Annotated in this window: 20 protein-coding genes and 1 tRNA gene; 10 read left to right on the forward strand and 11 right to left on the reverse strand. The window is 66.0% G+C overall.

Annotation, left to right across the window (positions count from 1 at the left end; translation table 11 throughout):
- Position 1: 1 nt before the first annotated feature.
- From MJ606_RS05210 to queD, 3 genes are all read right to left on the reverse strand, one after another.
- Complete coding sequence (locus MJ606_RS05210) at positions 2-367, reverse strand: hypothetical protein (RefSeq protein ID WP_243048330.1); 366 nt, start codon at positions 365-367, stop codon at positions 2-4.
- Positions 368-607: 240 nt separating this feature from the next.
- On the reverse strand, positions 608-1,006 hold the full coding sequence (locus tag MJ606_RS05215) for a phasin family protein (protein WP_243048331.1): 399 nt from the start codon (positions 1,004-1,006) through the stop codon (positions 608-610).
- A 153-nt stretch (positions 1,007-1,159) separates the two neighbouring features.
- A complete protein-coding gene (gene queD, locus MJ606_RS05220) occupies positions 1,160-1,522 on the reverse strand; it encodes a 6-carboxytetrahydropterin synthase QueD (RefSeq protein WP_243048332.1) in 363 nt (120 codons plus the stop codon).
- 175 nt (positions 1,523-1,697) lie between these two features.
- Between queD and MJ606_RS05225 the strand changes: the two genes are divergently transcribed.
- The gene (locus tag MJ606_RS05225; protein ID WP_243048333.1) at positions 1,698-2,840 is read left to right on the forward strand and encodes an acyltransferase; all 1,143 of its coding nucleotides are present in this window, start codon (positions 1,698-1,700) and stop codon (positions 2,838-2,840) included.
- 105 nt (positions 2,841-2,945) lie between these two features.
- On the opposite strand, the gene MJ606_RS05230 is transcribed toward MJ606_RS05225, so the two are convergent.
- Positions 2,946-3,022 (reverse strand) — tRNA-Met (locus MJ606_RS05230).
- Positions 3,023-3,210: 188 nt separating this feature from the next.
- On the opposite strand from MJ606_RS05230, the gene MJ606_RS05235 reads away from it, so the two are divergent.
- The 8 genes from MJ606_RS05235 (at position 3,211) to ampE (ending at position 8,303) form a co-directional block, all read left to right on the forward strand.
- On the forward strand, positions 3,211-3,768 hold the full coding sequence (locus MJ606_RS05235) for an RNA pyrophosphohydrolase (RefSeq protein ID WP_243048334.1): 558 nt from the start codon (positions 3,211-3,213) through the stop codon (positions 3,766-3,768).
- Positions 3,769-3,844: 76 nt separating this feature from the next.
- Positions 3,845-4,045, forward strand: a complete 201-nt coding sequence (locus MJ606_RS05240) for a (2Fe-2S)-binding protein (RefSeq protein WP_243048335.1) — start codon at positions 3,845-3,847, stop codon at positions 4,043-4,045.
- Between the two features lie 145 nt (positions 4,046-4,190).
- Positions 4,191-4,661 carry a bacterioferritin gene (gene bfr / locus MJ606_RS05245; RefSeq protein WP_243048336.1) on the forward strand — a complete coding sequence of 157 codons (471 nt, stop codon included), beginning with the start codon at positions 4,191-4,193 and terminating at the stop codon, positions 4,659-4,661.
- A gap of 115 nt (positions 4,662-4,776) precedes the next feature.
- Positions 4,777-5,529, forward strand: a complete 753-nt coding sequence (locus tag MJ606_RS05250) for a DUF6776 family protein (protein ID WP_243048337.1) — start codon at positions 4,777-4,779, stop codon at positions 5,527-5,529.
- Entirely contained in the window at positions 5,516-5,938 is a 423-nt protein-coding gene (locus MJ606_RS05255) for a polymer-forming cytoskeletal protein (protein ID WP_243048338.1), read from the forward strand. The genes MJ606_RS05250 and MJ606_RS05255 overlap by 14 nt, the downstream gene beginning before the upstream one ends.
- Before the next feature lie 46 nt (positions 5,939-5,984).
- Entirely contained in the window at positions 5,985-6,362 is a 378-nt protein-coding gene (gene erpA, locus MJ606_RS05260) for an iron-sulfur cluster insertion protein ErpA (RefSeq protein WP_243048339.1), read from the forward strand.
- Positions 6,363-6,374: 12 nt separating this feature from the next.
- Positions 6,375-7,346 carry an NAD(+) diphosphatase gene (gene nudC, locus MJ606_RS05265; RefSeq protein WP_243048340.1) on the forward strand — a complete coding sequence of 324 codons (972 nt, stop codon included), beginning with the start codon at positions 6,375-6,377 and terminating at the stop codon, positions 7,344-7,346.
- 87 nt (positions 7,347-7,433) lie between these two features.
- Positions 7,434-8,303, forward strand: a complete 870-nt coding sequence (gene ampE / locus MJ606_RS05270; RefSeq protein WP_243048341.1) for a regulatory signaling modulator protein AmpE — start codon at positions 7,434-7,436, stop codon at positions 8,301-8,303.
- A gap of 36 nt (positions 8,304-8,339) precedes the next feature.
- Here the strand turns inward: ampE and MJ606_RS05275 are convergent, their stop codons facing one another.
- Positions 8,340-10,214: an MFS transporter gene (locus MJ606_RS05275; protein ID WP_243048342.1), complete on the reverse strand. Its 1,875-nt coding sequence runs from the start codon at positions 10,212-10,214 to the stop codon at positions 8,340-8,342.
- Between the two features lie 154 nt (positions 10,215-10,368).
- On the opposite strand from MJ606_RS05275, the gene MJ606_RS05280 reads away from it, so the two are divergent.
- Positions 10,369-10,758, forward strand: coding sequence for a VOC family protein (locus MJ606_RS05280; protein ID WP_243048343.1), 390 nt, complete (start codon positions 10,369-10,371; stop codon positions 10,756-10,758).
- 21 nt (positions 10,759-10,779) lie between these two features.
- Here MJ606_RS05280 and purD read toward each other — a convergent pair whose 3' ends face one another.
- From purD to MJ606_RS05310, 6 genes are all read right to left on the reverse strand, one after another.
- Entirely contained in the window at positions 10,780-12,063 is a 1,284-nt protein-coding gene (purD, locus tag MJ606_RS05285) for a phosphoribosylamine--glycine ligase (protein ID WP_243048344.1), read from the reverse strand.
- A 94-nt stretch (positions 12,064-12,157) separates the two neighbouring features.
- On the reverse strand, positions 12,158-13,543 hold the full coding sequence (locus MJ606_RS05290; RefSeq protein WP_279236621.1) for an AMP-binding protein: 1,386 nt from the start codon (positions 13,541-13,543) through the stop codon (positions 12,158-12,160).
- 189 nt (positions 13,544-13,732) lie between these two features.
- Positions 13,733-14,305, reverse strand: coding sequence for a Sua5/YciO/YrdC/YwlC family protein (locus MJ606_RS05295; protein WP_243048345.1), 573 nt, complete (start codon positions 14,303-14,305; stop codon positions 13,733-13,735).
- The gene (locus tag MJ606_RS05300; RefSeq protein WP_243048346.1) at positions 14,306-16,831 is read right to left on the reverse strand and encodes a DNA topoisomerase I; all 2,526 of its coding nucleotides are present in this window, start codon (positions 16,829-16,831) and stop codon (positions 14,306-14,308) included.
- A 122-nt stretch (positions 16,832-16,953) separates the two neighbouring features.
- Positions 16,954-18,075 (reverse strand): DNA-processing protein DprA, encoded by a 1,122-nt coding sequence (gene dprA / locus MJ606_RS05305; protein ID WP_243048347.1) that lies wholly within the window; start codon positions 18,073-18,075, stop codon positions 16,954-16,956.
- Between the two features lie 84 nt (positions 18,076-18,159).
- A complete protein-coding gene (locus MJ606_RS05310; RefSeq protein WP_243048348.1) occupies positions 18,160-19,290 on the reverse strand; it encodes a LysM domain-containing protein in 1,131 nt (376 codons plus the stop codon).
- Positions 19,291-19,318: the final 28 nt, after the last annotated feature.

A 19,318-nucleotide genomic window follows, 5' to 3' on the forward strand; every position in this document is an offset into this window, starting at 1 on the left:
GTTAGCCCTTGAATCTGAACGCCAGCAGATTTATTGCGTAAGCAGCCACCAGCCCCGTGATGGCGGCTAGCGGCGGCAGTTTCCATTGACCCAGGATCGCGACCAATCCCCCTAGGATCGCAATCCACTTCAAGACCATGCCCGCCAGCAGGCGTCCCATCGTCATGCCGCCACCACCCAAACCGGCGAAGGTACGCCACGCCAGAAGCGAGGTACCCAGCGCCACGGTTGCGGCGCCCGCAGCGGCCGCCAGTGCATCGCGGCGCCCCTGCGTCAGGAAGGCGAGGCCTGCGATCACCGCGACGGCGAGCTGCAGCAAAATAATGCGCAGCGCCAGACGACGACCGGAAGCAAGACTGTTGAGCACTCGAGGTTCCCGCGCGGTTTCGCTCTAGGCGGCACCGAACCAGCTACGGGCCACGGTCCAATCCCAAAAAGTATATCAGCGGGGCATTTATAGCGACAAGCCGCACTTGCTGCGGCATCTTGTCTGAAGCCTATTCGTTCACATTCGGCGCGCTTGCATACACGCAAGAAAAAGGGCCGGACATAGGTCCGGCCCTTGGACGCAACTGGGGGGAAGAGGCGCTGCGTCGATAAAACGTGATTACTTGCCCGCGGCAGCGGCGGCCTTCTTGACGGCGGCCACCGGCGCGGCAACCGCGTCATTGGCAGCCTGCTGCTGTTCCTGCGCGAGCGCGCTGAGCGACTCGGCCGTCTTCTGGGTCACGGCAATGATTTCCTGTGTCACGGCCACGGCGCGCTCGGCGTTCTCGCGGCTAGCGGCGGCGCCCTTTTCCCATAGCGCGCGCAGACCATCGATATCGCGGGTTTCGAAGGCTTCGCTGATGAACTCAGCAGCGGCTTCGGCCTGCTTCTCGAGCGCCTTGATCTGCAGCTCGGCGACCTTTTCCAGACCCTTCAGCGCGACGGACTGAGCCTTGAAGGCGCTGTCGGCCAGCTGCTTGGCGTAGGCAAAAACCTGGGTGTTGAGTTGCTGCGTCATGACTTGATCCCTCGGCGGGAGGTTTGGGTGTGAGCTACACCTTATCAAGCCATTTGGTGCAGTGCAATATATTTTTGCTGAACGACCGCCAATGTCACAAAAAATTCAACAATTGCATTGCCTTAAGACATCGCCATGAAATTTTGCGACGCATCAAAAACTGTCGCGGCTACAACTGGCACCGGAGGTACAGGTCTCGTGCACCACCACCTTGTCCAGGCCCGGCAACTGCGGCTGCAGGCGACGGAAGATCCAGCGCGCCAGCATCTCGCTGGTCGGGTTCTCCAATCCCTCGATGTCGTTCAGGTAGTGATGGTCCAACTGGTCGAACAGCGGCGCGAACGCCGACTTCACGTCGGCGAAATCCATCACCCAACCCAGGGCCGGGTCGGGCTCGCCGGCGACGTGGATCTCGATGCGGAAGGAATGACCATGCAGCCGCGCGCACTTGTGGCCAGGCGGCACGTTGGGCAGGCGGTGAGCCGCCTCGATATGAAAGACTTTGAAGATATGCATGGCGCCATTCTACCGCCTGGCCCGGCAAGGCACCGGCAGGCTCCCTTGATGGGTCGCCCCGATGGTGTGGTCGTAGTGCTTATGGCCCCCTCCGGACGGCCAGGCGAAGCACCCATCCACCCGTGCTAGCGTCGAACGACAACGCGCAAGCGGCGTCATCGTCCACGGCTACGACATGAAAGCGCCCATCAAGACAAACAACTTTGACTTGATCCGGCTGCTCGCCGCCGTCCAGGTGGTGGCCCATCACGCCATCGATCACCTGGGCCTGGATCGCCACTCGGGACTGGTCGGCCTGATCGCCCAGCTCATACGGTTCTTTCCGGGCGTGCCGATCTTCTTCTTCGTCAGCGGCTTTCTGATCAGCAAATCGTATGAGAGCAGCCCCAGCGTGCTCGACTATGCGCGAAACCGCGTGCTGCGCATCTATCCCGCCCTGGTGATCTGCACCCTGGTGAGCGTCGGCGCGGTCTTCGCGCTGGATTACCTGCCGCGCGCGGGCGTCTCCCTGCGCGATGTGGCCGTGTGGATGCTGGCGCAAATGACCGTCGTGCAGTTCTACAACCCAGATTTCATGCGTGCCTTCGGCGTGGGCGTACTCAACGGCAGCCTGTGGACGATCACCGTCGAACTGCAGTTCTATCTGGTGACGCCGCTGGTCTATGCACTATTCGGACTCAGGCATCGGCGCGGCACACTGCCCTTGCTGCTGCTGAGCCTTGCCTTGCTGGCGCCCAACCTGGCGTACTGGCACGCCGATCCGGAGAACCACCCCGGCATGGCCCTCAAGCTGCTCGGCGTGACGTTCCTGCCCTGGTATTACATGTTCCTGGTGGGCGTATTGGCGCAGCGCCATTTCCACTGGCTGCATCAATGGCTGTCAGGGCGGGCCATCTACGTGTGTGCGAGCTACGTGGTGGCGAGCTTGCTGGCCACTCGCTATCTCGGCTGGGGAGCCTCGAACGATATCCACCCGGCCCTCTATGTCCTGCTGGCCGCCTGTGTGTTCTCGCTGGCCTATACATGGCCCACCCTGGCGGACCGGCTGCTGCACAGGCAGGACATCTCCTATGGCATCTACATCTACCACATGCCCTGCATCAACGTGCTTCTCTACGTTGGCCTGAAGAGCCAGCCCATCTCGCTGGCCTTCACCTTTGCGGCAACCCTGCTGATGGCCCTGCTGTCCTGGATCGCGATCGAGCGCCCCTGCCTGTTGCTGAAGCGCGGCGGCCTGGGACATAGCCCGCTGCCGATCGGGCCACTGGCAGGGCAAGCCGCGCCAGCCGCCGTCACGGCAACCGGCGAACCACCGTAAGAGGCACACCCGGACGATGCCCGCTGCTGAGCAACGGCATCTATCTGGCCACAAATCGAAGAGATGCCCAGGGCATATCCCAGGGAAATCTGCCGTGCAAGCAGATGGTGGCTATGGGTGGACTCGAACCACCGACCCCAGCATTATGAGTGCTGTGCTCTAACCGGCTGAGCTACATAGCCTTGGGTGCCGCCCGCCACAGGCGTCGACGTGGTGTCGATCAGGCGGGGCGCGGCAGTTTAGTCGTCTACGCCCTTTGGTTCAAGTGTTTGGCTTGCCCCAGCCTCACCCGCATGGTTGAATCGTTGCGCGGGCAACGGCTTCCGCGACGGGCGATTCTTCGTCGTGCGGGCCGACCCAAGGAGGCAACATGATCGACGTCGATGGCTACCGTCCGAATGTGGGCATCGTGCTGCTGAATGCAGACGGCCGACTGTTCTGGGCGCGCCGCGTCAATCGTGACGGCTGGCAGTTCCCCCAGGGCGGCATGCGCAGCGACGAGACGCCGCTGGAGGCGATGTACCGCGAGCTGGAAGAGGAAACCGGCCTGGCCCCGCATCACGTCGAGGTGATCGGCGCCACCCGCGGCTGGCTGCGCTATCGCCTGCCCAGCCGCTATGTAAGGCATCACCAGCGACCGACCTGCATCGGCCAGAAGCAGGTGTGGTTCCTGCTGCGGCTGGTGGGCGGCGAGGAAGCGCTGAAGCTCGATGCCTGCGACAAGCCCGAATTCGATATCTGGCGCTGGGTGGATTTCTGGTACCCGGCCTCGCATGTGGTCAATTTCAAGCGCCAGGTCTACGAACGCGCCCTGCGCCAGTTCGCGCCGCTGGTGGAGTCCCTGCTGAGCCTTCAACTGGGCGAGCTGCCCCAGCGCAACGGGCGCGACGCCGGTGACAGCCCCCGCAAGGGTCGGGCCGCCGCCTGAACGGGCCATCAAGGGCTGCCTGTCCTTCCGGCGTACTGGTTGACAATCATTCGCATTTGCGTTCCCATACGCACCCATGTATATCTGCATGTGCAACGCCGTTACCGATAGCGACATCCGCCGCGCCGCGGCCGATGGCGTTCATCATTTCAACGACCTGCAGGCACGCACCGGCTGCTCCGACTGTTGCGGCTGCTGTGAGCAGGAAGCGCGCGCCACGCTCGACAAGGCCGTGCAGCAGGTCAGGCTGGCACTACCGATCGCCGCCATCGCCTGAGTCGCACGGCAGCCACGAGGTAGCCCCGGAAAACGCGCAGCCCAGGCTGCGCGTTCTTGCATGTGCCACCCTTAGTCATTCTCGTTTCGTCGCCCGCCTGAAGGACGCCGTATAGTCGCGTTCTGTAACCGCAAGGAGACTTCTTATGAAGGGCGACGCCAAGGTCATCGAGTTCCTCAACAAGGTGCTCTACAACGAATTGACTGCCATCAACCAGTACTTCCTGCATTACCGGATGTACAAGGACTGGGGTTACCAGGAACTGGCCGAGCACGAGTACAAGGAGTCGATCGAGGAGATGAAGCACGCCGATCATCTGATCGAGCGCATCCTGTTCCTCGATGGCCTGCCCAACCTGCAGCACCTGGGCAAGCTGCGCATCGGCGAGAATCCGCTGGAATGCCTGCAGGGCGATCTGCACCTGGAGATGGCCGCCGTGAAGGACCTGCGCGAGGCCATTGCCTATAGCGAAGGCATCGCCGACTACGTCAGCCGCGATCTGTTCAAGAACATCCTCCACGACGAGGAGGAACATATCGACTGGCTGGAAACACAGCTCAGCATCATCAAGGACATCAGCATCGAGCGTTATCTGCAGGCGAAGCTCGACAGCTGAGCCATTGGGGGCCGTTCCGCAGCCCCAACCTGCATGGCGACAAAGCTGAGGCGTCGTTCCTTGACGCTTTCGCCACGGCGCGGCTATACCTTGGTTTTCCCTGGGAACGCCGCGCATGGCATCACGCCCACCACCGCGCTTCGTGGTCCGGACGCATGACGCGGCCGGTCAGCGACGTCGTGCGCTGTGGCTGGGCGCCGCCTGGCTGCTCAGCCTGGTGGTGACCGCCCTGGTGGTTGGCGGACTGGTGCGCCGCGCCACCCCGGCCGCCGTGGAAAAACGCCAGATCGCTGCACTTGCCCAGCAGAACGACGAACTTCAGCAACAGGTCGCCAACTTGCAGCGCGGCGAGCAGGTGTCCGACATCGCCACCCGCTCGCTGCGCCAGACCCTGGCCGAGCGCGAGGAAGAGATCAGCGGCTTGCGCGCGGACCTGGGCTTCTATTCCCGCCTGACCGGCGGCGATGCCCAGCGCGAAGGCCTCAAGGTGCAGGAAGTGCGCCTGCAGCCAGTGGCCGATTCGCATGCGTGGAACCTCACCCTGAGCCTGACCCAGAACGCCAAGCGCGGTGATGACGTGACCGGTATCGCGACCGTGGGCGTGGAAGGACTGCGCGGCGACAAGGTGGTCCAGCTCGACTGGAAAGCCCTGGGCGACACCTCGCAAGGCGACGGCATACCTTTCAAGTTCAAATACTTCCAGCAGCTGCACGCCACCATCGTGCTGCCGGCCGACTTTCGGCCCACCCGGCTGCAGATCACGGCCCAGCCGGCGGGAGATGATGCGGTCAACCGCACGGTCGCCTGGGCCGACGCGCTGTCCGGCCACCTCACACCAACCCAAGGGGAACAGGATGCTCAACCGTAAGCGCGGCGAACGCACGCCGACCAGCCATGACACCAGCCTGATCGCGCGCGGCACCGTCATCCGCGGCGACGTACGCTTCAGCGGCACCTTGCACCTGGATGGACGCATCGAGGGCTTGGTGCTGGCCGATGAAAGCGGTGCCGTGTTCACGCTGAGCGAAAACGGTGTCGTTCAGGGCGAGATCCGCGTGCCCCACGCCATCATCAACGGGCAGGTACATGGCGACATTCATGCAGGTGAACGCCTGGAGCTGGCGCCTGAAGCCCGCATTTCCGGCGACGTTCACTACCGCACGCTGGAGATGGCCGCCGGTGCCCAGGTGAACGGCCGGATGAGCCACCAGTCCACCGAGGCCCCGCGGGAACTGCCGGCACCGACGCTCGCAGGCGCCGAGGCCTTGCCCGCCTGATCGCGCTATCCTTGCGCCTGAGCCGTTGCACCCCAACTTGAGCATCATGGATACCCTCGTCCCCTTTCCCACCATCCCCGACTACCGCAGTGCCGGCGCGCCCCTGGTCTTCACCGAGGCGGCCGCGCGCAAGGTGCATGAGCTGATCGTCGAGGAGGGCAACCCGGAGCTGAAGCTGCGCGTGTACATCACGGGCGGCGGCTGCTCGGGCTTCCAGTATGGGTTCACCTTTGACGAGGCCCAGGCGGAGGACGACTTCGCGATCGATCGCGAAGGGGTGACGCTGCTGGTCGATCCGCTCTCGCTGCAATACCTCACGGGCGCCGAGATCGACTACTCGGAAAGCCTCAGCGGTTCGCAGTTCGTCATCCGCAACCCCAACGCCAAGACCACCTGCGGCTGCGGCTCCTCCTTTTCCACCTGAGCTCGGCACGGCATGGAACGCACCCCCTTGCCGCGACCCAACACCTTCGCGGGATTGAGCCTGATCCTCGACCGGGTCGCCGAGCGACGCGACGAGTCGATGTGGGTAAACGAACTGGCGACCTCCGAACGCGCCCGCTACCTGCTGCTGGACCCGCTGGGGCAGACCTATCTGCAGCCGGACCGCGACGCGCTGCGCTGGCTGGATGCGCGCGAGCGCGAGCAACGGCTGGGCGAGCTGAAGGCGAGCTTTCTCGGCTTCGCCGGGGAACAACCGCACTTCCTGCTGGCGCTGGACGACAGCGAACAGGCCGCCGAGCTGGAAAGCCTGCTCAACGCACGACGCGCCAACCTGCGCGAGGTGGGCCTGCAGCTGGCCGCCGATGAAGCGGGACTGTTCGCCTACGGCAAGGGCCTGGCGCACTGGCAGCGCGAGACACGCTTCTGCGCCCGCTGCGGCGCGCCAGTGGTGCTGGTGGCGTCCGGCCACCGCGCGCAATGCACCAACAACGACTGCGGCCGCATGCACTTCCCGCGCACCGACGCCGCCGTGATCGTCATCGTGGAACACGAGGGCGCCTGCCTGCTCGGTCGCCAGGCCGGCTGGCCGAAGGGCCGCTATTCCACCCTGGCCGGCTTCGTGGAGCCGGGCGAGGCGCTGGAAGACGCGGTGCGCCGCGAGGTGGCCGAGGAATCGGGCGTCATCGTGGGCGACGTGCATTACCACTCGTCGCAGCCATGGCCGCTGCCGCAGTCATTGATGGTGGGCTTCACCGCCACCGCGGTGTCGCGCACCATTCGCCTGCGCGACCACGAACTGGAAGAAGCGCGCTGGTTTACGCCGCAGGAGATCGTCGACGGCCTGGCCGATGGCAGCTTCCTGCCGTCATTGCCGTTGTCGGTGTCCTATCACCTGCTGGCGCATTGGCTGCAGCAGCGGGCGGGCCTGGACCTCGACGCCCTGGTCGCCCAGCACACGCGCTAGCGCACTACCTGCATCGGGTCCGGTGGAACGAGTTGCGGTCACTGACGTTGCCCTACAATGCCGCCATCGACAGGGAGAACTGCGTCCATGGCTGTCAGCCTGCTTACCGCGCTCATCGCACTTGGCCTGCTGCACGTGATGCCGCAATTGGCGCATTGGCGTGGCGATGGCGGATTCCGGCGCTGGGTAGCGCAACTGGGCGACACCAGCGGCCCGGCCCGCGTGGCGGTGACGCTGGCGGTGCCGGTGGTGCTGTGCCTGCTGCTGGTGTGGCTGTTGGGACTGCTGCCGATCAGCGACCTGCTGCGGTTGATCTTCTCGCTGGTGGTGTTGCTGTACTGCTTCGGCCCGCACGCGTTCGAGGCGGACCTGGAAGCCATTCTCAAGGCACCGGACCAGCCCGCCCGGGAGGCCGCCGCCCAGGCGCTTTCCGATGACGGCGAGCCCGTGGCGTGGAACGCCATTGCGCTGGGCGAGGCCACCGCCTACGCCGCGCTGCATCGTCGCTTTGGCGTGGTGCTGTGGTTCTTCCTGTTGGGTCCGGCCGGCGCGCTGCTGTATCGCCTGGCGCAAACCCTGGGCCGCGATCCCAGCCTGCGGCTGGACCCGCGGGCACGCGCCTCGGCACATGCCTTCGCCAACGTCGCCGACTGGCTGCCGGCGCAGCTGATGGTGTTCACGCTGGCACTGGTGGGCCACTGGGACGCCGTGATCGGCGCCTGGAAGCAATGGCACCAGCAGCAGTCGCCCAACAGCTGGTATGTGGAAGGCCCGGGCTTTCTCGGTGCCGCCGCGCGGGCCGACGTGGAAGTGGATATCGAAGCGGGCGACGGTTATGCCGAAGAACGCAGCGACCCTATCGCCGAACTGGTCCGCCTGCGCGGCGCACTGCTGCGTGCGTTGCTGGCGTGGCTCAGCGTGGTGGCGGTGATCGTGCTGGCGGGGTGGATGAGCTGACGCTTCGCGTAAGCTCGCGGAATCCGTGCAAGGACCTCAGGCAAAGTCCCCGCGCAATTCCCGCACGCGCGCCTCCAGGCTCGCGATATCTGCATCGACTGGCGCTATCGGCGCACCCGCCACCAGTTCCACCCTTGCACGGAAACGTCGCGGCAAACGCGCCCGATGCAGCATCGAGTCACGCCGGCTCCACACGCTGCCCCACAGGCCACGCAGCGCCAGTGGCACCACCGGTACCGGGCGATGCTCAAGAATGCGCGCCACGCCCGGGCGGAAGGGCGCGATATCGCCGTCGCGCGTCAACCCACCCTCCGGAAAAATACACACCAGCTCGCCCGCGGCGAGCGCGGCATCCACGTCCTCATAGGCATGCTGCAGCACCACGGGATCTTCCTTCTGGCCCGCGATGGGAATGGCCTTGGCAGTGCGGAACACAAACCGCAGCACCGGGATATTGAAGATCTTGTAGTACATGACGAAGCGCGCGGGCCGGCGCAGGTTGGCCATCAGCAGCAGCGGATCCATAAAGCTGACGTGGTTGCAGACCAGCAAGGCCGGGCCTTCCTCCGGAATATGCTCCAGCCCATCCACGCGCACGCGATAAAGCGTGTTCACCAGCACCCAGGTGATAAAGCGCATCAGGAATTCGGGCACGATGGTGAAGATGTACACCGCCACCGCCACGTTGAGCACGGCGGCGGCAAAGAAGATCTGCACCGCAGTGAAACCAAGCATGCCCAGCGCCAACCCGAAGCCCGAGGCCAGGCAGATGAGCAGCGCATTGAGGATATTGTTGCCGGCGATCACGCGCGACAAGCGGTCGCGCGGCGTGCGCGCCTGCACATAGGCAAACAGCGGCACCACGTAGAAACCGGCAAAGACACCGATCAAGGTCAGGTCGAGTGCGATGCGCCAGCTGCCCGCACTGCCCAGGAAAGCCAGCCAGTTCAGCCCATGCACCGTCGCCAGTGCCGGATGCGCGAAGTACAGGTCGACGCCGAACGCCGTCAGCCCAAACGCGCCCAGCGGCACCAGGCCCACCTCGACACGTCGGCCAGACATGCGCTCGCACAGCAGCGAGCCGGCGCCGGTACCGAGCGAGAACAGCGTCAGCACAAACGTGTAGAGCGAGCCATCGCCGCCCAGGTTCAGGCGCGTGTAGTTGGGCAGCTGCGCAATCAGCACCGTGCCAAAGAACCAGAACCACGAAATGCCCAGCACCGCGTTGAACACCTTGCGGTCCTGATGCGTGATGCCAAGCACGCGCGTGGTCTCGGTCAGCGGATTCCAGTTGAACACCAGATCGGGCGCGGTGGCCGGCGCCGCCGGAATGCGCCGGCTGGCGAGATAGCCGATGACCGCCACCAGTATCGTCGCCGCGGATGCCGCCACCGGGCCGTAGCCGGCAATGCGCATCAGCGAATTGCCCGCCACCATGCCGATCAGCATGGCCATCTGCGTGCCCATCTCCACCAGGCCATTGCCACCCACCAGCTCTTGCGGCTTGAGCGCCTGCGGCAGGATGGCGTACTTGATCGGACCGAACGTAGTCGAGTGCAGGCCCATCAGGAACAACACCACCAGCAACAACGCGGTGTGATGCGTATAGAAGCCGATGGCCGCGATCAGCATGGCCGCGATCTCGAACAACTTCACGTAGCGAATGATCCGCGACTTCTCGTACTTCTCCGCCAGCTGGCCCGCCGTCGCGGAGAACAGGAAATAGGGAATGATGAACAACGCCGGCGCCAGATTGGTGTAGAGCGACACCGTCTTGTCGTCCAGCCCCATCTGGAACGCCACCAGCATCACCATCGCATTGCGGAAGGCATTGTCATTGAACGCGCCCAGCGCCTGCGTCCAGAAGAACGGGGCGAAGCGGCGGCTTCCAAGCAGGTTGAACTGGCTCATGCGAGGCCTTGGCGAATGGTCGCGGGCAAGCCTAGCGCGAAACCAGGGCGGCGATCATTCCGTTCCACCTGTGGCGGCGACCGACTGCCGTGGCTTGCCGCTGCACTTACACCGTGAAAGGATCTCGCCGCACACGCCCGGCCAGGAGCCCACCATGAAGCGCCTATGGACGATCATCGGGGTACGCGATGTTGCTGGCAGCTTCCACTGGTACCAGTCGCTGCTTGGCCTGCCCAGGACATCACCTGCCCATACCTACTTCGGGCAGATCCTCGACTCGGATGGAACGGTCTTGCTTTGCCTGCACGAATGGGGTGGCCATGACCATCCCTCTTTGACGAGCCCCGTTCACGCGACGCCCGGCAACGGTCTGCTGCTGTTTTTCCGCGTCGATGATTTCAACGCGGCCGTGGCCAGGGCACGCACCCTGGTGACGCGGTTCGAGGAGGAACCCAACCTCAATCCCAACACCGAAACCCAGGAGTTCTCGCTCAGGGATCCCGACGGGTATTACGTCACCATCAATGCGATGCCTGCGGACTAGGCATGCGCGCGTAAGACATCGTCAGCCGCGATGCAGGGCGCGGTGGGCGATGTCGCGACGGCAGAACGCGCCGTCGTAGTGAATCTTGGCCACGGCGGCGTAGGCGTGCTCGCGGGCGACGGCGATGTCCTTGCCAAGCGCACAGACGGTGAGCACGCGGCCGCCGGCGGTGACCGGGCGGCCCTGCGCGTCGAGCTGGGTGCCGGCGTGGAAGACCTTCACGTCGGGGCCGAAGTCGGCGTCCAGGCCGGTGATGACGTCGCCGTTGCGCACCTTGCCGGGATAGCCGCCGGCGGCCATCACCACGCCGATCGACGGACGCGGGTCCCAGTGCACGTGGGTGTGATGCAGCTCGCCGTCCAGCGCGGCTTCGATCAGGTCGACCAGGTCGGACTTCAGGCGCAGCATGATGGGCTGCGTTTCCGGGTCGCCGAAGCGTACGTTGAACTCGATGACCTTGGGCGCACCGCTCTTGTCGATCATCAGGCCGGCGTAGAGGAAGCCGATGAAGGGCGCGCCTTCCATCGCCATGCCGTGCAGGGTGGGCTCGATGACTTCCTTGAGGATGCGGCGCTCCACCTCGGGCGTGACCACCGGCGCGGGTGAATACGCGCCCATGCCGCCGGTGTTGGGCCCCAGGTCGCCTTCGTCGCGACGCTTGTGGTCCTGGCTGCTGGCCATGGGCAGGGCATGCTGGCCGTCGCTCATGACGATGTAGCTGGCCTCCTCGCCGTCGAGGAATTCCTCGATGACCACGCGGGCGGAGGCGTCGCCGAAGGCGTGCGCGCCCAGCATGTCATGCAGTGCCAGCTCGGCGTCGGCAAGCGTGAGCGCCACCACCACGCCCTTGCCGGCGGCCAGGCCGTCGGCCTTGATGACGATCGGCGCGCCATGTTTGCGCACATAGGCCAGCGCGGGGTTGAGTTCGGTGAACACCGCATAGTGGGCGGTGGGAATGTTGTGGCGATGCAGGAAGTCCTTGGCGAAGGCCTTGGAACCTTCCAACTGCGCGGCGATGGCGCGGGGGCCGAAGCAACGCAGGCCGGCGGCGCGGAACTTGTCGACCACGCCGGCCACCAGCGGCACTTCGGGGCCGACCACGGTCAGCTCGATCTTCTCGTCCTTGGCCAGCTTGAGCAGGCCGTCCAGGTCGGTGACGGCCACGTTGGCGTTGCGCACGCCCTTTTCACGGGCGGTGCCGGCATTGCCCGGAGCGACGATCACCTCGCTGACGCGCGGCGACTGCTTGAGCTTCCAGGCCAGCGCGTGTTCGCGCCCGCCGCTGCCGATGACCAGGACTTTCATGCTTGCTCCACTACCAGAAGAGGGCGCCGGGGCCGGCGCAGCGCGTCATTGTAGAGGCTGGGCCTGGATTGCGCAGCGCAGCATGGGAGCGGCTTCAGCGGGCGGTTGGCGAGGGGCGGCCGTCCAGCAGCGCCAGCATGGCGGCGCGTGGCAGCTTGCCGGTTTCGTTGCGGGGCAGGGCGTCGACCAGCTTCAGCGGGCGCGGCAGGAACACCGGGTCGACCGCGAGGCGCAGCGCATCGAGGATGACCGCCTCGTCCAGCCCGGGCGCCACGGCCAGCGCGGCGAGGCGGTTCACGCCCAGCGCATCGCCGCCATCGAGCTGGAACACCACGCCGTCCTTCACGCCCGGAATGGCCAGCAGACGACGGGTGAGGTCGCCCAGGGAAGCACGCTTGCCGGCAATCTCCAGCAGATCGGCGTGGCGGCCGCACAGGCGGAAGCGGCGGCCACCGTCATGCAAGGTGACGATATCGGCCAGCGCCATGGGCTGCTCCAACTGCGGGGCGCGCACCTGCGTGCCGTCGGGCTGGGGATGCAGCTGCACGTCGTCGTACAGCGTCCACGGCTCGTCGGCGGCCGCGCGGCGGCTGGCGAATACGCAGGTTTCGGTGGAGCCGAACACCTCCAGCAGCGGCGCGCCAAAGCGCGCCTCGGCGGCCTGCGCCAGCTCCACCGGCATGGGGGCCGTGGCCGAGACCATGGCGGCAATGGGCGGCAGCGACACGCCCGCTTCGATCAAGGCGCGCAGATGTACAGGCGTGGTGACCAGCACCCGCGGTGCCGGCACCTCGGCCAGGGCGGCAGCCACATCGGCGGGGAAGAACGGACGCCCCGCGTGTACGCTCACCTCATCGAGCAGCGGCAGCAGCACCGACATCTCCATGCCGTACATGTGCTGCGGCGGCACCGTGGCGACCACGTGGAAGCCCGCGCCCACTGCGGCATGCAGCATGCGCAGGTTGCCGGCGTTGCTGGCGTGGAAGCTGGCCCAGGTCTTGGGGTTGCCCTTGGGCACGCCGGTGGAGCCGGAGGTGTAGCCGATGGCCACGATCTGGTCGGCGGGAATCACTAATGCCGCCGCCGCGGCCGCCGCCGGTGGCGTGAGCAACAGGTCCGGCAGGTGACGGTAATGCGGGGTATCCAGCGCCAGCTCGCCCATCGCGTAGCAACCGGGATGGGCGGCCATCACCTCGGCCACGGCCTGCGGTGCGCGCGAGGAAGGCAGCAGGTTGGCCTGGCCGCGCAACGCGATGGCGCAGAACGCGACCAGGAAGGCGTAGCGGTCCTCGCACAGATTCACCGCGGTGGCGGCGGGCGGCAGCTGCTCGGCGATGGCCTGCACATGCGCCAGGAACCGCGCCGCGCTGACCGGCTCGCCATGGCGCCACGCAACCGTGCGCGCCGGCTGGCCAGCCACCAGCATGGGCAGGCCGGTGGCCGCCTGGTCCTGCCGGTAATTTTCAAAAACGATGGCCAAGATGTTCTCCGACAACTGACATCAGCTCGCCACGACCGGCTCGCGCCGGACCGACGTGCGGACGGTGGAAACCTGAAGCCCGCGAGGATCCCCATCCTCAGGGCGGCCACTGAATCGGCCCCTACCGGCGACCCGTGGCGTGTAGAGCGCATTCATCCTTCGAAACAACTTGCGGACGACGATACTCAATCAGGCTCGGATGATAGCGCCCGAGAGCGCGTCGCGGATGACTGTGGGCCGTTGCTGACCACCCAGCGGGGCATCGAGCAGTCCATCCAGTGCAGGGCCGAAGTAAGCCTCCACCGTGGCCGCGGAGCGCGCGGACGGCTCACCATGGGGATTGGCGCTGGTGGATACCAACGCACCACCAAAGGCCCGGCACAGCGCCGCCGCGGGCGCGTGCGCGGTCACCCGCAAGGCGATGCCCGCATGCGCGCCGGTCACCCAGTCGGGCACGGCCGGCGAACGCGGGAAGATCCAGGTGTTGGGGCCGGGCCAGCTGGCCTGCACCTGCGCCATGACTTCGGCAGGCACGGCAGCCAGGTCGATATAGCGCTCGACCTGGGCCAGCTCCGCGGCGATCAGCAACACGCCCTGGGTGGGCGGCCGTTGCTTGAGGGCGAACAGGCGCTCGAACGCCTGGCGATCATGCGGATCGCAGCCAAGGCCATAGACCGCCTCGGTGGGATAGGCCAGCACGCCGCCATGGCGCAGCAGGGCGGCGGCGGCGGCCAGATCGTCCAGGGTGAAGCGCGATGTCACTCAGCCCTCGACTTTGGCCGCCGTCTTCTTGCTGGCCGCCTTTTTCGCCGTGGACTTGGCCGCGGTTTTCTTGGCGGCCGTCTTCTTGCTGGCGGTTTTCTTGGTCGCCGCTTTCTTCACCGCGGTTTTCTTGGTGGCGGTCTTGGCAGCAGCCTTCTTGGCCGCGGGCTTCTTCTCGGCGGTCTTCTTGGACGCAGCCTTCTTGAACGCGCCACGTCCCTTCTTCGGCTTCACCGGTGCAGCAGCCAGCAGCTCCAGGCACTGGGCCTCGGTCAGGTCCTTGGGCTCCTGGTCCTTGGGAATGCGCGCGTTCTTCTCGCCGTCGGTGATGTACGGGCCATAGCGGCCGTTGAGCACCTGCACGCCGTTGCCGAAGTCCTTGATGATGCGGTTGGCGATCATCTCCAGCTTTTCCTGCACGATCTGCAGGGCACGCGGCAATTCGATGGTGTACGGGTCGTCCTCGACCTTGAGCGAGGCATAGGTGCTGCCCTGCTTCACGAACGGGCCGAAGCGGCCCACGCCCACGCTCACCTCGTCACCGTTGTCGGCGGTGCCGAGCGTGCGCGGCAGCTTGAACAGCTCCAGCGCCTCGGGAAGGGTGATGGTGTGCATGCTCTGGCCCGGGCGCAGGCTGGCGAACTGCAGTTTTTCGTCCTGGTCCTTGTCGCCGATCTGCGCGTACGGCCCGTAGCGGCCCAGCCGCACCGACACCGGCTTGCCGGTTTTCGGATCGCTGCCCAGCTCGCGCGCGCCGGTGGCTTCGCTGCGGTCGACCGATTCGGTCTTCTCGTCCACCTGCTGCTTGAACGGCTGCCAGAAGCGCTCCATCAGCGGCACCCAGGCTTCTTCGCCGCGGCTCACCGCATCCAGCTCATCTTCGAGCTTGGCGGTGAAGTCGTAGTCGACGTAGCGGGTGAAATGCGCGGTGAGGAACTTGCTTACCGCGCGGCCCACGTCGGTCGGCTTGAAGCGCCGGCTGTCGAGGAACACGTATTCGCGGTTGAGCAGCACCTGGATGATGCTGGCGTAGGTCGACGGACGACCGATGCCGTGCTCTTCCAGCGTCTTCACCAGGCTGGCTTCGGAGTAGCGCGGCGGCGGCTCGGTGAAGTGCTGTTCGGCGGCGATGTCATGCAGCGCGATCTGCTCGCCCACCTCCAGCCTGGGCAGGCGGCGGCCTTCGTCCTCGTCCTCGGCGCTCTTCTGGTCGCGGCCTTCCTCGTACACGGCGAGGAAGCCCGGATCGACCACGGTGGTGCCGGTGGAGCGGAACGACGCCTCGCCCCCCTTGGCGTGCGGCAGCGCGAATTCCACCGACACGGTGTTGAGCGTGGCGTGGATCATCTGGCAGGCGACGGTGCGCTTCCAGATCAGCTCGTACAGCTTGCGCTGCTCGTCATTGAGGAACGCCGATACCTCGCGCGGCGTGCGCAGCGCGGAAGTGGGGCGCACGGCCTCATGCGCTTCCTGGGCGTTCTTGGACTTGGACTTGTAGACCTGCGCGTGGTCGGGCAACGCCTTGGCGCCGAAATCGCGCTTGATCAGTTCGCGCAGCTCGCCTAGCGCGTCCTCGGACAGCGCCACGGAGTCGGTACGCATGTAGGTGATCAGGCCGACGTTGCCCTCGCTGCCCAGCGAGACGCCTTCATACAGGCCCTGCGCGATCTTCATGGTGCGGCTGGTGGAGAAGCCCAGCTTGCGGGCCGCTTCCTGCTGCAGCGTGGAGGTGGTGAACGGCGGCGCCGGGCGGCGCTTGCGCTCCTTGCTGGTGACGTCGCTGACGGTGAGGCGGCCGTGCGCCGCTTCCTTCAGCGCCGCACGGGCGGCCATGGCGTCGTCCTCGTTGGTGAGGCCGAACTGCTCGAACTTCTTGCCGTACAGCTTGGTGAGGCGGGCGCTGAAGTCGCCTTCGGGATGGCGCAGCGCCGCCTCGATGGTCCAGTACTCGCGCGCCTTGAACGCTTCGATCTCTTCCTCGCGCTCCACGATCATGCGCAGCGCGGGCGACTGCACGCGGCCGGCGGACAGGCCGCGCTGCACCTTGCGCCACAGCACCGGGGACAGGTTGAAGCCCACCAGGTAATCCAGCGCGCGGCGCGCCTGCTGCGCGTCGACCATGTCCAGCGACAGCTGGCGCGGGCTGGCCACGGCGGCCTTGATCGCCTTGGGGGTGATCTCGGAGAACACCACGCGGTGCAACTGCTTGCCCTTGGTCAGGCCACGCTCCTTGAGGATCTCGCTGATGTGCCAGGAGATCGCCTCGCCCTCGCGATCCAAGTCGGTCGCCAGATAGATGTCGTCGGCCAGCTTGGCCGCCTTGGCGATGGCGTCGACGTGTTTCTCGTTGCGGTCAATCACCTCGTAGGCCATGGCAAACCCGTGATCGGGATCGACGGCACCCTCCTTCGGCTTGAGGTCACGCACGTGACCGTAGGAGGCCAGGACCTGGAAGTCCTTGCCGAGGTATTTGTTGATCGTCTTGGCCTTGGCCGGTGACTCGACGATAAGCAGGTTTTTTGCCATGTAACTCGGTATCCGCCATCAATGGCCAAGCCCGTCCGGGCTGGCCTCTATATCTAGTTAAAGGCATGGCAGCTCGACGGCGTCAAGCTCGGCCATGTGAAAACGCGCTGCAGTACGAGTCTTTAGCCAGGCAAACGCTGGTACCGGTTGCCTGGCAAAGCCTCGATCACCCCGTCGAGCTCCAGCATCAGCAGGGCCGACGACAGATTGGCGACAGTCTGGCCAGTGTGGGCCGCCAGCTCGTCCAGCGCCATCGATCCATGCCCCAGGACATCCAGCAGGGCCTGGCTGGCCGGGTCCACGACGACCGAACGCGCCGAGGGTTCCGACCCGCCATCGAGCCGGCTGGCCAGTTCGCGGCCCAGCGCGACCGCGGCCGGCGCCAGCGCTTCGGCGATCTCGCTGGCGGTTTCCACCAGCCGGGCGCCATCGCGAATCAGCCGATGGCAGCCCTGGGCGAGCGGATTATGAATGGAACCGGGCAGCGCGAATACCTCGCGGCCCTGCTCGGCCGCCAGGCGGGCCGTGATCAGCGATCCGGACTGCAGGCCCGCCTCGACCACCAGGGTACCCAGCGCCAGCCCGGAAAGGAGGCGATTGCGGCGCGGAAAGTGGTCGCCACGGGCCGGCGTGCCCGGCGGAAACTCGCTCACCAGGGCGCCATGCGCGGCGATGCGGCGCGCCAGCTCGCGATGCTTGGGCGGATAGACCCGGTCCGGCCCGGTGCCGATCACCGCTAGCGTGGGCAGGCCCGCATCCAGCGCGCCCAGGTGGGCCGCGCCGTCGATGCCATCGGCCATCCCGCTGGTGATGGTGAAACCCGCCAGGCCCAGCGCCTGGGCAAAGGCGCGGGCGTGGGTCCGCCCGCCCAGGGTGGCCGCGCGCGCGCCCACGATGGCCACCTGGGGATGCAGCAGCAGGCTGGGGTCCCCCACCACGAACAACGCCGCTGGCGGCTGCGGGATGGCCTCCAGCAGGGGCGGGAAGTCCTCGTCCGTGCAGCACAGCAGTCGCCGGCCCGGTTCGGCCAGCCAGGCGAGGTCGGCGGCCAGCCGTCTTTCATCGGGCTGCCGCAGCCATCTGCCGGCCTCATCGGGCAGCGTGGCCTGGCGCTGCCGGAGGGCGGCAAGCGCCGCCGCGATGTCGCCGCCATGTTCGGTCAGTTGCGCACGCAGGCCGCTCGGCCCGAGGCTGGGTGTGCGCAGGAGTGTCAGCCAGGGGAGAAAGTCATTCGCATGGTCCATGGCCGCCAAGCCTAGGGGCGGCCCCAAAGGGAAACGGCGCGGTTTTCACCGCGCCGTTCTGTCGTCCCATAACGCTGCGGTGGCTTACTCGGGCAGTTCGAGCTTGTCGAATTTATGCACCGGACGCACGCCATCCATGATCAGGCCATAGCTGACCCGGTCGAAGGTGCGGAACACCATCACATGGCCCACGAACTCCTGCGGCAGCGTCACGCTCTTGCCGGTGCCGCGGTCCCAGCTGTCGCTGGCCACGTCGTCGGCAATGGTTTCGCCCGGCTGGTAGATCGAATAGGTCTGGCCGTTCTCGACGCCGTCCTGCGAGCCGATGTTGAGCGCCACCACCTGGCTGCGGCCCACGGCATCGTAGGCGTCGAGCGCAAACGCGATCACGCGGGCATTGCCTGGCAGCGATTTGGGCGCATGCGGGTAGTAGTAAGGGTCATACGGCTTGTCGTCGACCGGCAGGATGCGATCGCCCTTGCGGATCTCGACGGTGGAGTCAAGCAGCAGCAGGCTGCTCGGATCGCCCGTGCGCAGCACCTCGGCGGTACCGATCACGCTGACCTCGGTGCCGATATCCTCGCCGCGGCCGTAATGGCCATCGGCACGGAAATCTTCCGACCAGGGGCTCTTGACCGTGGAGGCATCGGAATCGAGCGTATGGGCCACCAGGTCGGCACCGCCATCACGTCCGGCCTTGCCGTTGAAATTGCGGAAGGTCTGGGTGGGACGCACGATGGCGTAGCGCTGGCCAGGATTGGCCTGCAGGTTGCGCACATAGACCAGGCGCCCGACCGTGCCGCGCAGGTCGGCCTCCTCGAAGCCCACCACGTACGGCAATGACTTCACCTGATCGGAGTCGAGCACCCGCATCTCCCTCAGGAACATGCGCAGCTCGGACAGCGGAATGGCGGGGATGGCGTCGCCTTCAGCGCGCACGCGCGGCTGCAGGGCCAGACGCGGGCCGTTGATGAAGGAGAGATTGAGCACGTCGCCCGGATAGATCAGATGCGGATTCTGCACCTGCGGATTGGCCTGCCAGATTTCCGGCCACAACCAGGGCTTGGACAGGAACCGCGCCGAAATCGCCCAAAGCGTGTCGCCCTTGCGCACGGTATAGGTATCGGGGTGATCGGCACGCAGTTGCGCGCCCGCAGCATAAACAGCCACCGTGACCAGCATGCCGGCCAGCAGCCCAATGGACTTTCTGATCATAAACGGGAATCCCCCATCCCCCGACGCT

It is taken from the genome of Dyella sp. RRB7 (genome assembly GCF_022761115.1).
Classification (GTDB): Bacteria; Pseudomonadota; Gammaproteobacteria; order Xanthomonadales; family Rhodanobacteraceae; genus Dyella.

Coding starts and splice junctions, on each gene's coding strand:
- MJ606_RS05215 (WP_243048331.1), bottom strand. CDS start 1,006: ATGACGCAGCAACTCAACACCCAGGTTTTTGCCTACGCCAAGCAGCTG.
- queD (WP_243048332.1), bottom strand. CDS start 1,522: ATGCATATCTTCAAAGTCTTTCATATCGAGGCGGCTCACCGCCTGCCC.
- MJ606_RS05225 (WP_243048333.1), top strand. CDS start 1,698: ATGAAAGCGCCCATCAAGACAAACAACTTTGACTTGATCCGGCTGCTC.
- MJ606_RS05235 (WP_243048334.1), top strand. CDS start 3,211: ATGATCGACGTCGATGGCTACCGTCCGAATGTGGGCATCGTGCTGCTG.
- MJ606_RS05240 (WP_243048335.1), top strand. CDS start 3,845: ATGTATATCTGCATGTGCAACGCCGTTACCGATAGCGACATCCGCCGC.
- bfr (WP_243048336.1), top strand. CDS start 4,191: ATGAAGGGCGACGCCAAGGTCATCGAGTTCCTCAACAAGGTGCTCTAC.
- MJ606_RS05250 (WP_243048337.1), top strand. CDS start 4,777: ATGGCATCACGCCCACCACCGCGCTTCGTGGTCCGGACGCATGACGCG.
- MJ606_RS05255 (WP_243048338.1), top strand. CDS start 5,516: ATGCTCAACCGTAAGCGCGGCGAACGCACGCCGACCAGCCATGACACC.
- erpA (WP_243048339.1), top strand. CDS start 5,985: ATGGATACCCTCGTCCCCTTTCCCACCATCCCCGACTACCGCAGTGCC.
- nudC (WP_243048340.1), top strand. CDS start 6,375: ATGGAACGCACCCCCTTGCCGCGACCCAACACCTTCGCGGGATTGAGC.
- ampE (WP_243048341.1), top strand. CDS start 7,434: ATGGCTGTCAGCCTGCTTACCGCGCTCATCGCACTTGGCCTGCTGCAC.
- MJ606_RS05275 (WP_243048342.1), bottom strand. CDS start 10,214: ATGAGCCAGTTCAACCTGCTTGGAAGCCGCCGCTTCGCCCCGTTCTTC.
- MJ606_RS05280 (WP_243048343.1), top strand. CDS start 10,369: ATGAAGCGCCTATGGACGATCATCGGGGTACGCGATGTTGCTGGCAGC.
- purD (WP_243048344.1), bottom strand. CDS start 12,063: ATGAAAGTCCTGGTCATCGGCAGCGGCGGGCGCGAACACGCGCTGGCC.
- MJ606_RS05300 (WP_243048346.1), bottom strand. CDS start 16,831: ATGGCAAAAAACCTGCTTATCGTCGAGTCACCGGCCAAGGCCAAGACG.
- dprA (WP_243048347.1), bottom strand. CDS start 18,075: ATGGACCATGCGAATGACTTTCTCCCCTGGCTGACACTCCTGCGCACA.
- MJ606_RS05310 (WP_243048348.1), bottom strand. CDS start 19,290: ATGATCAGAAAGTCCATTGGGCTGCTGGCCGGCATGCTGGTCACGGTG.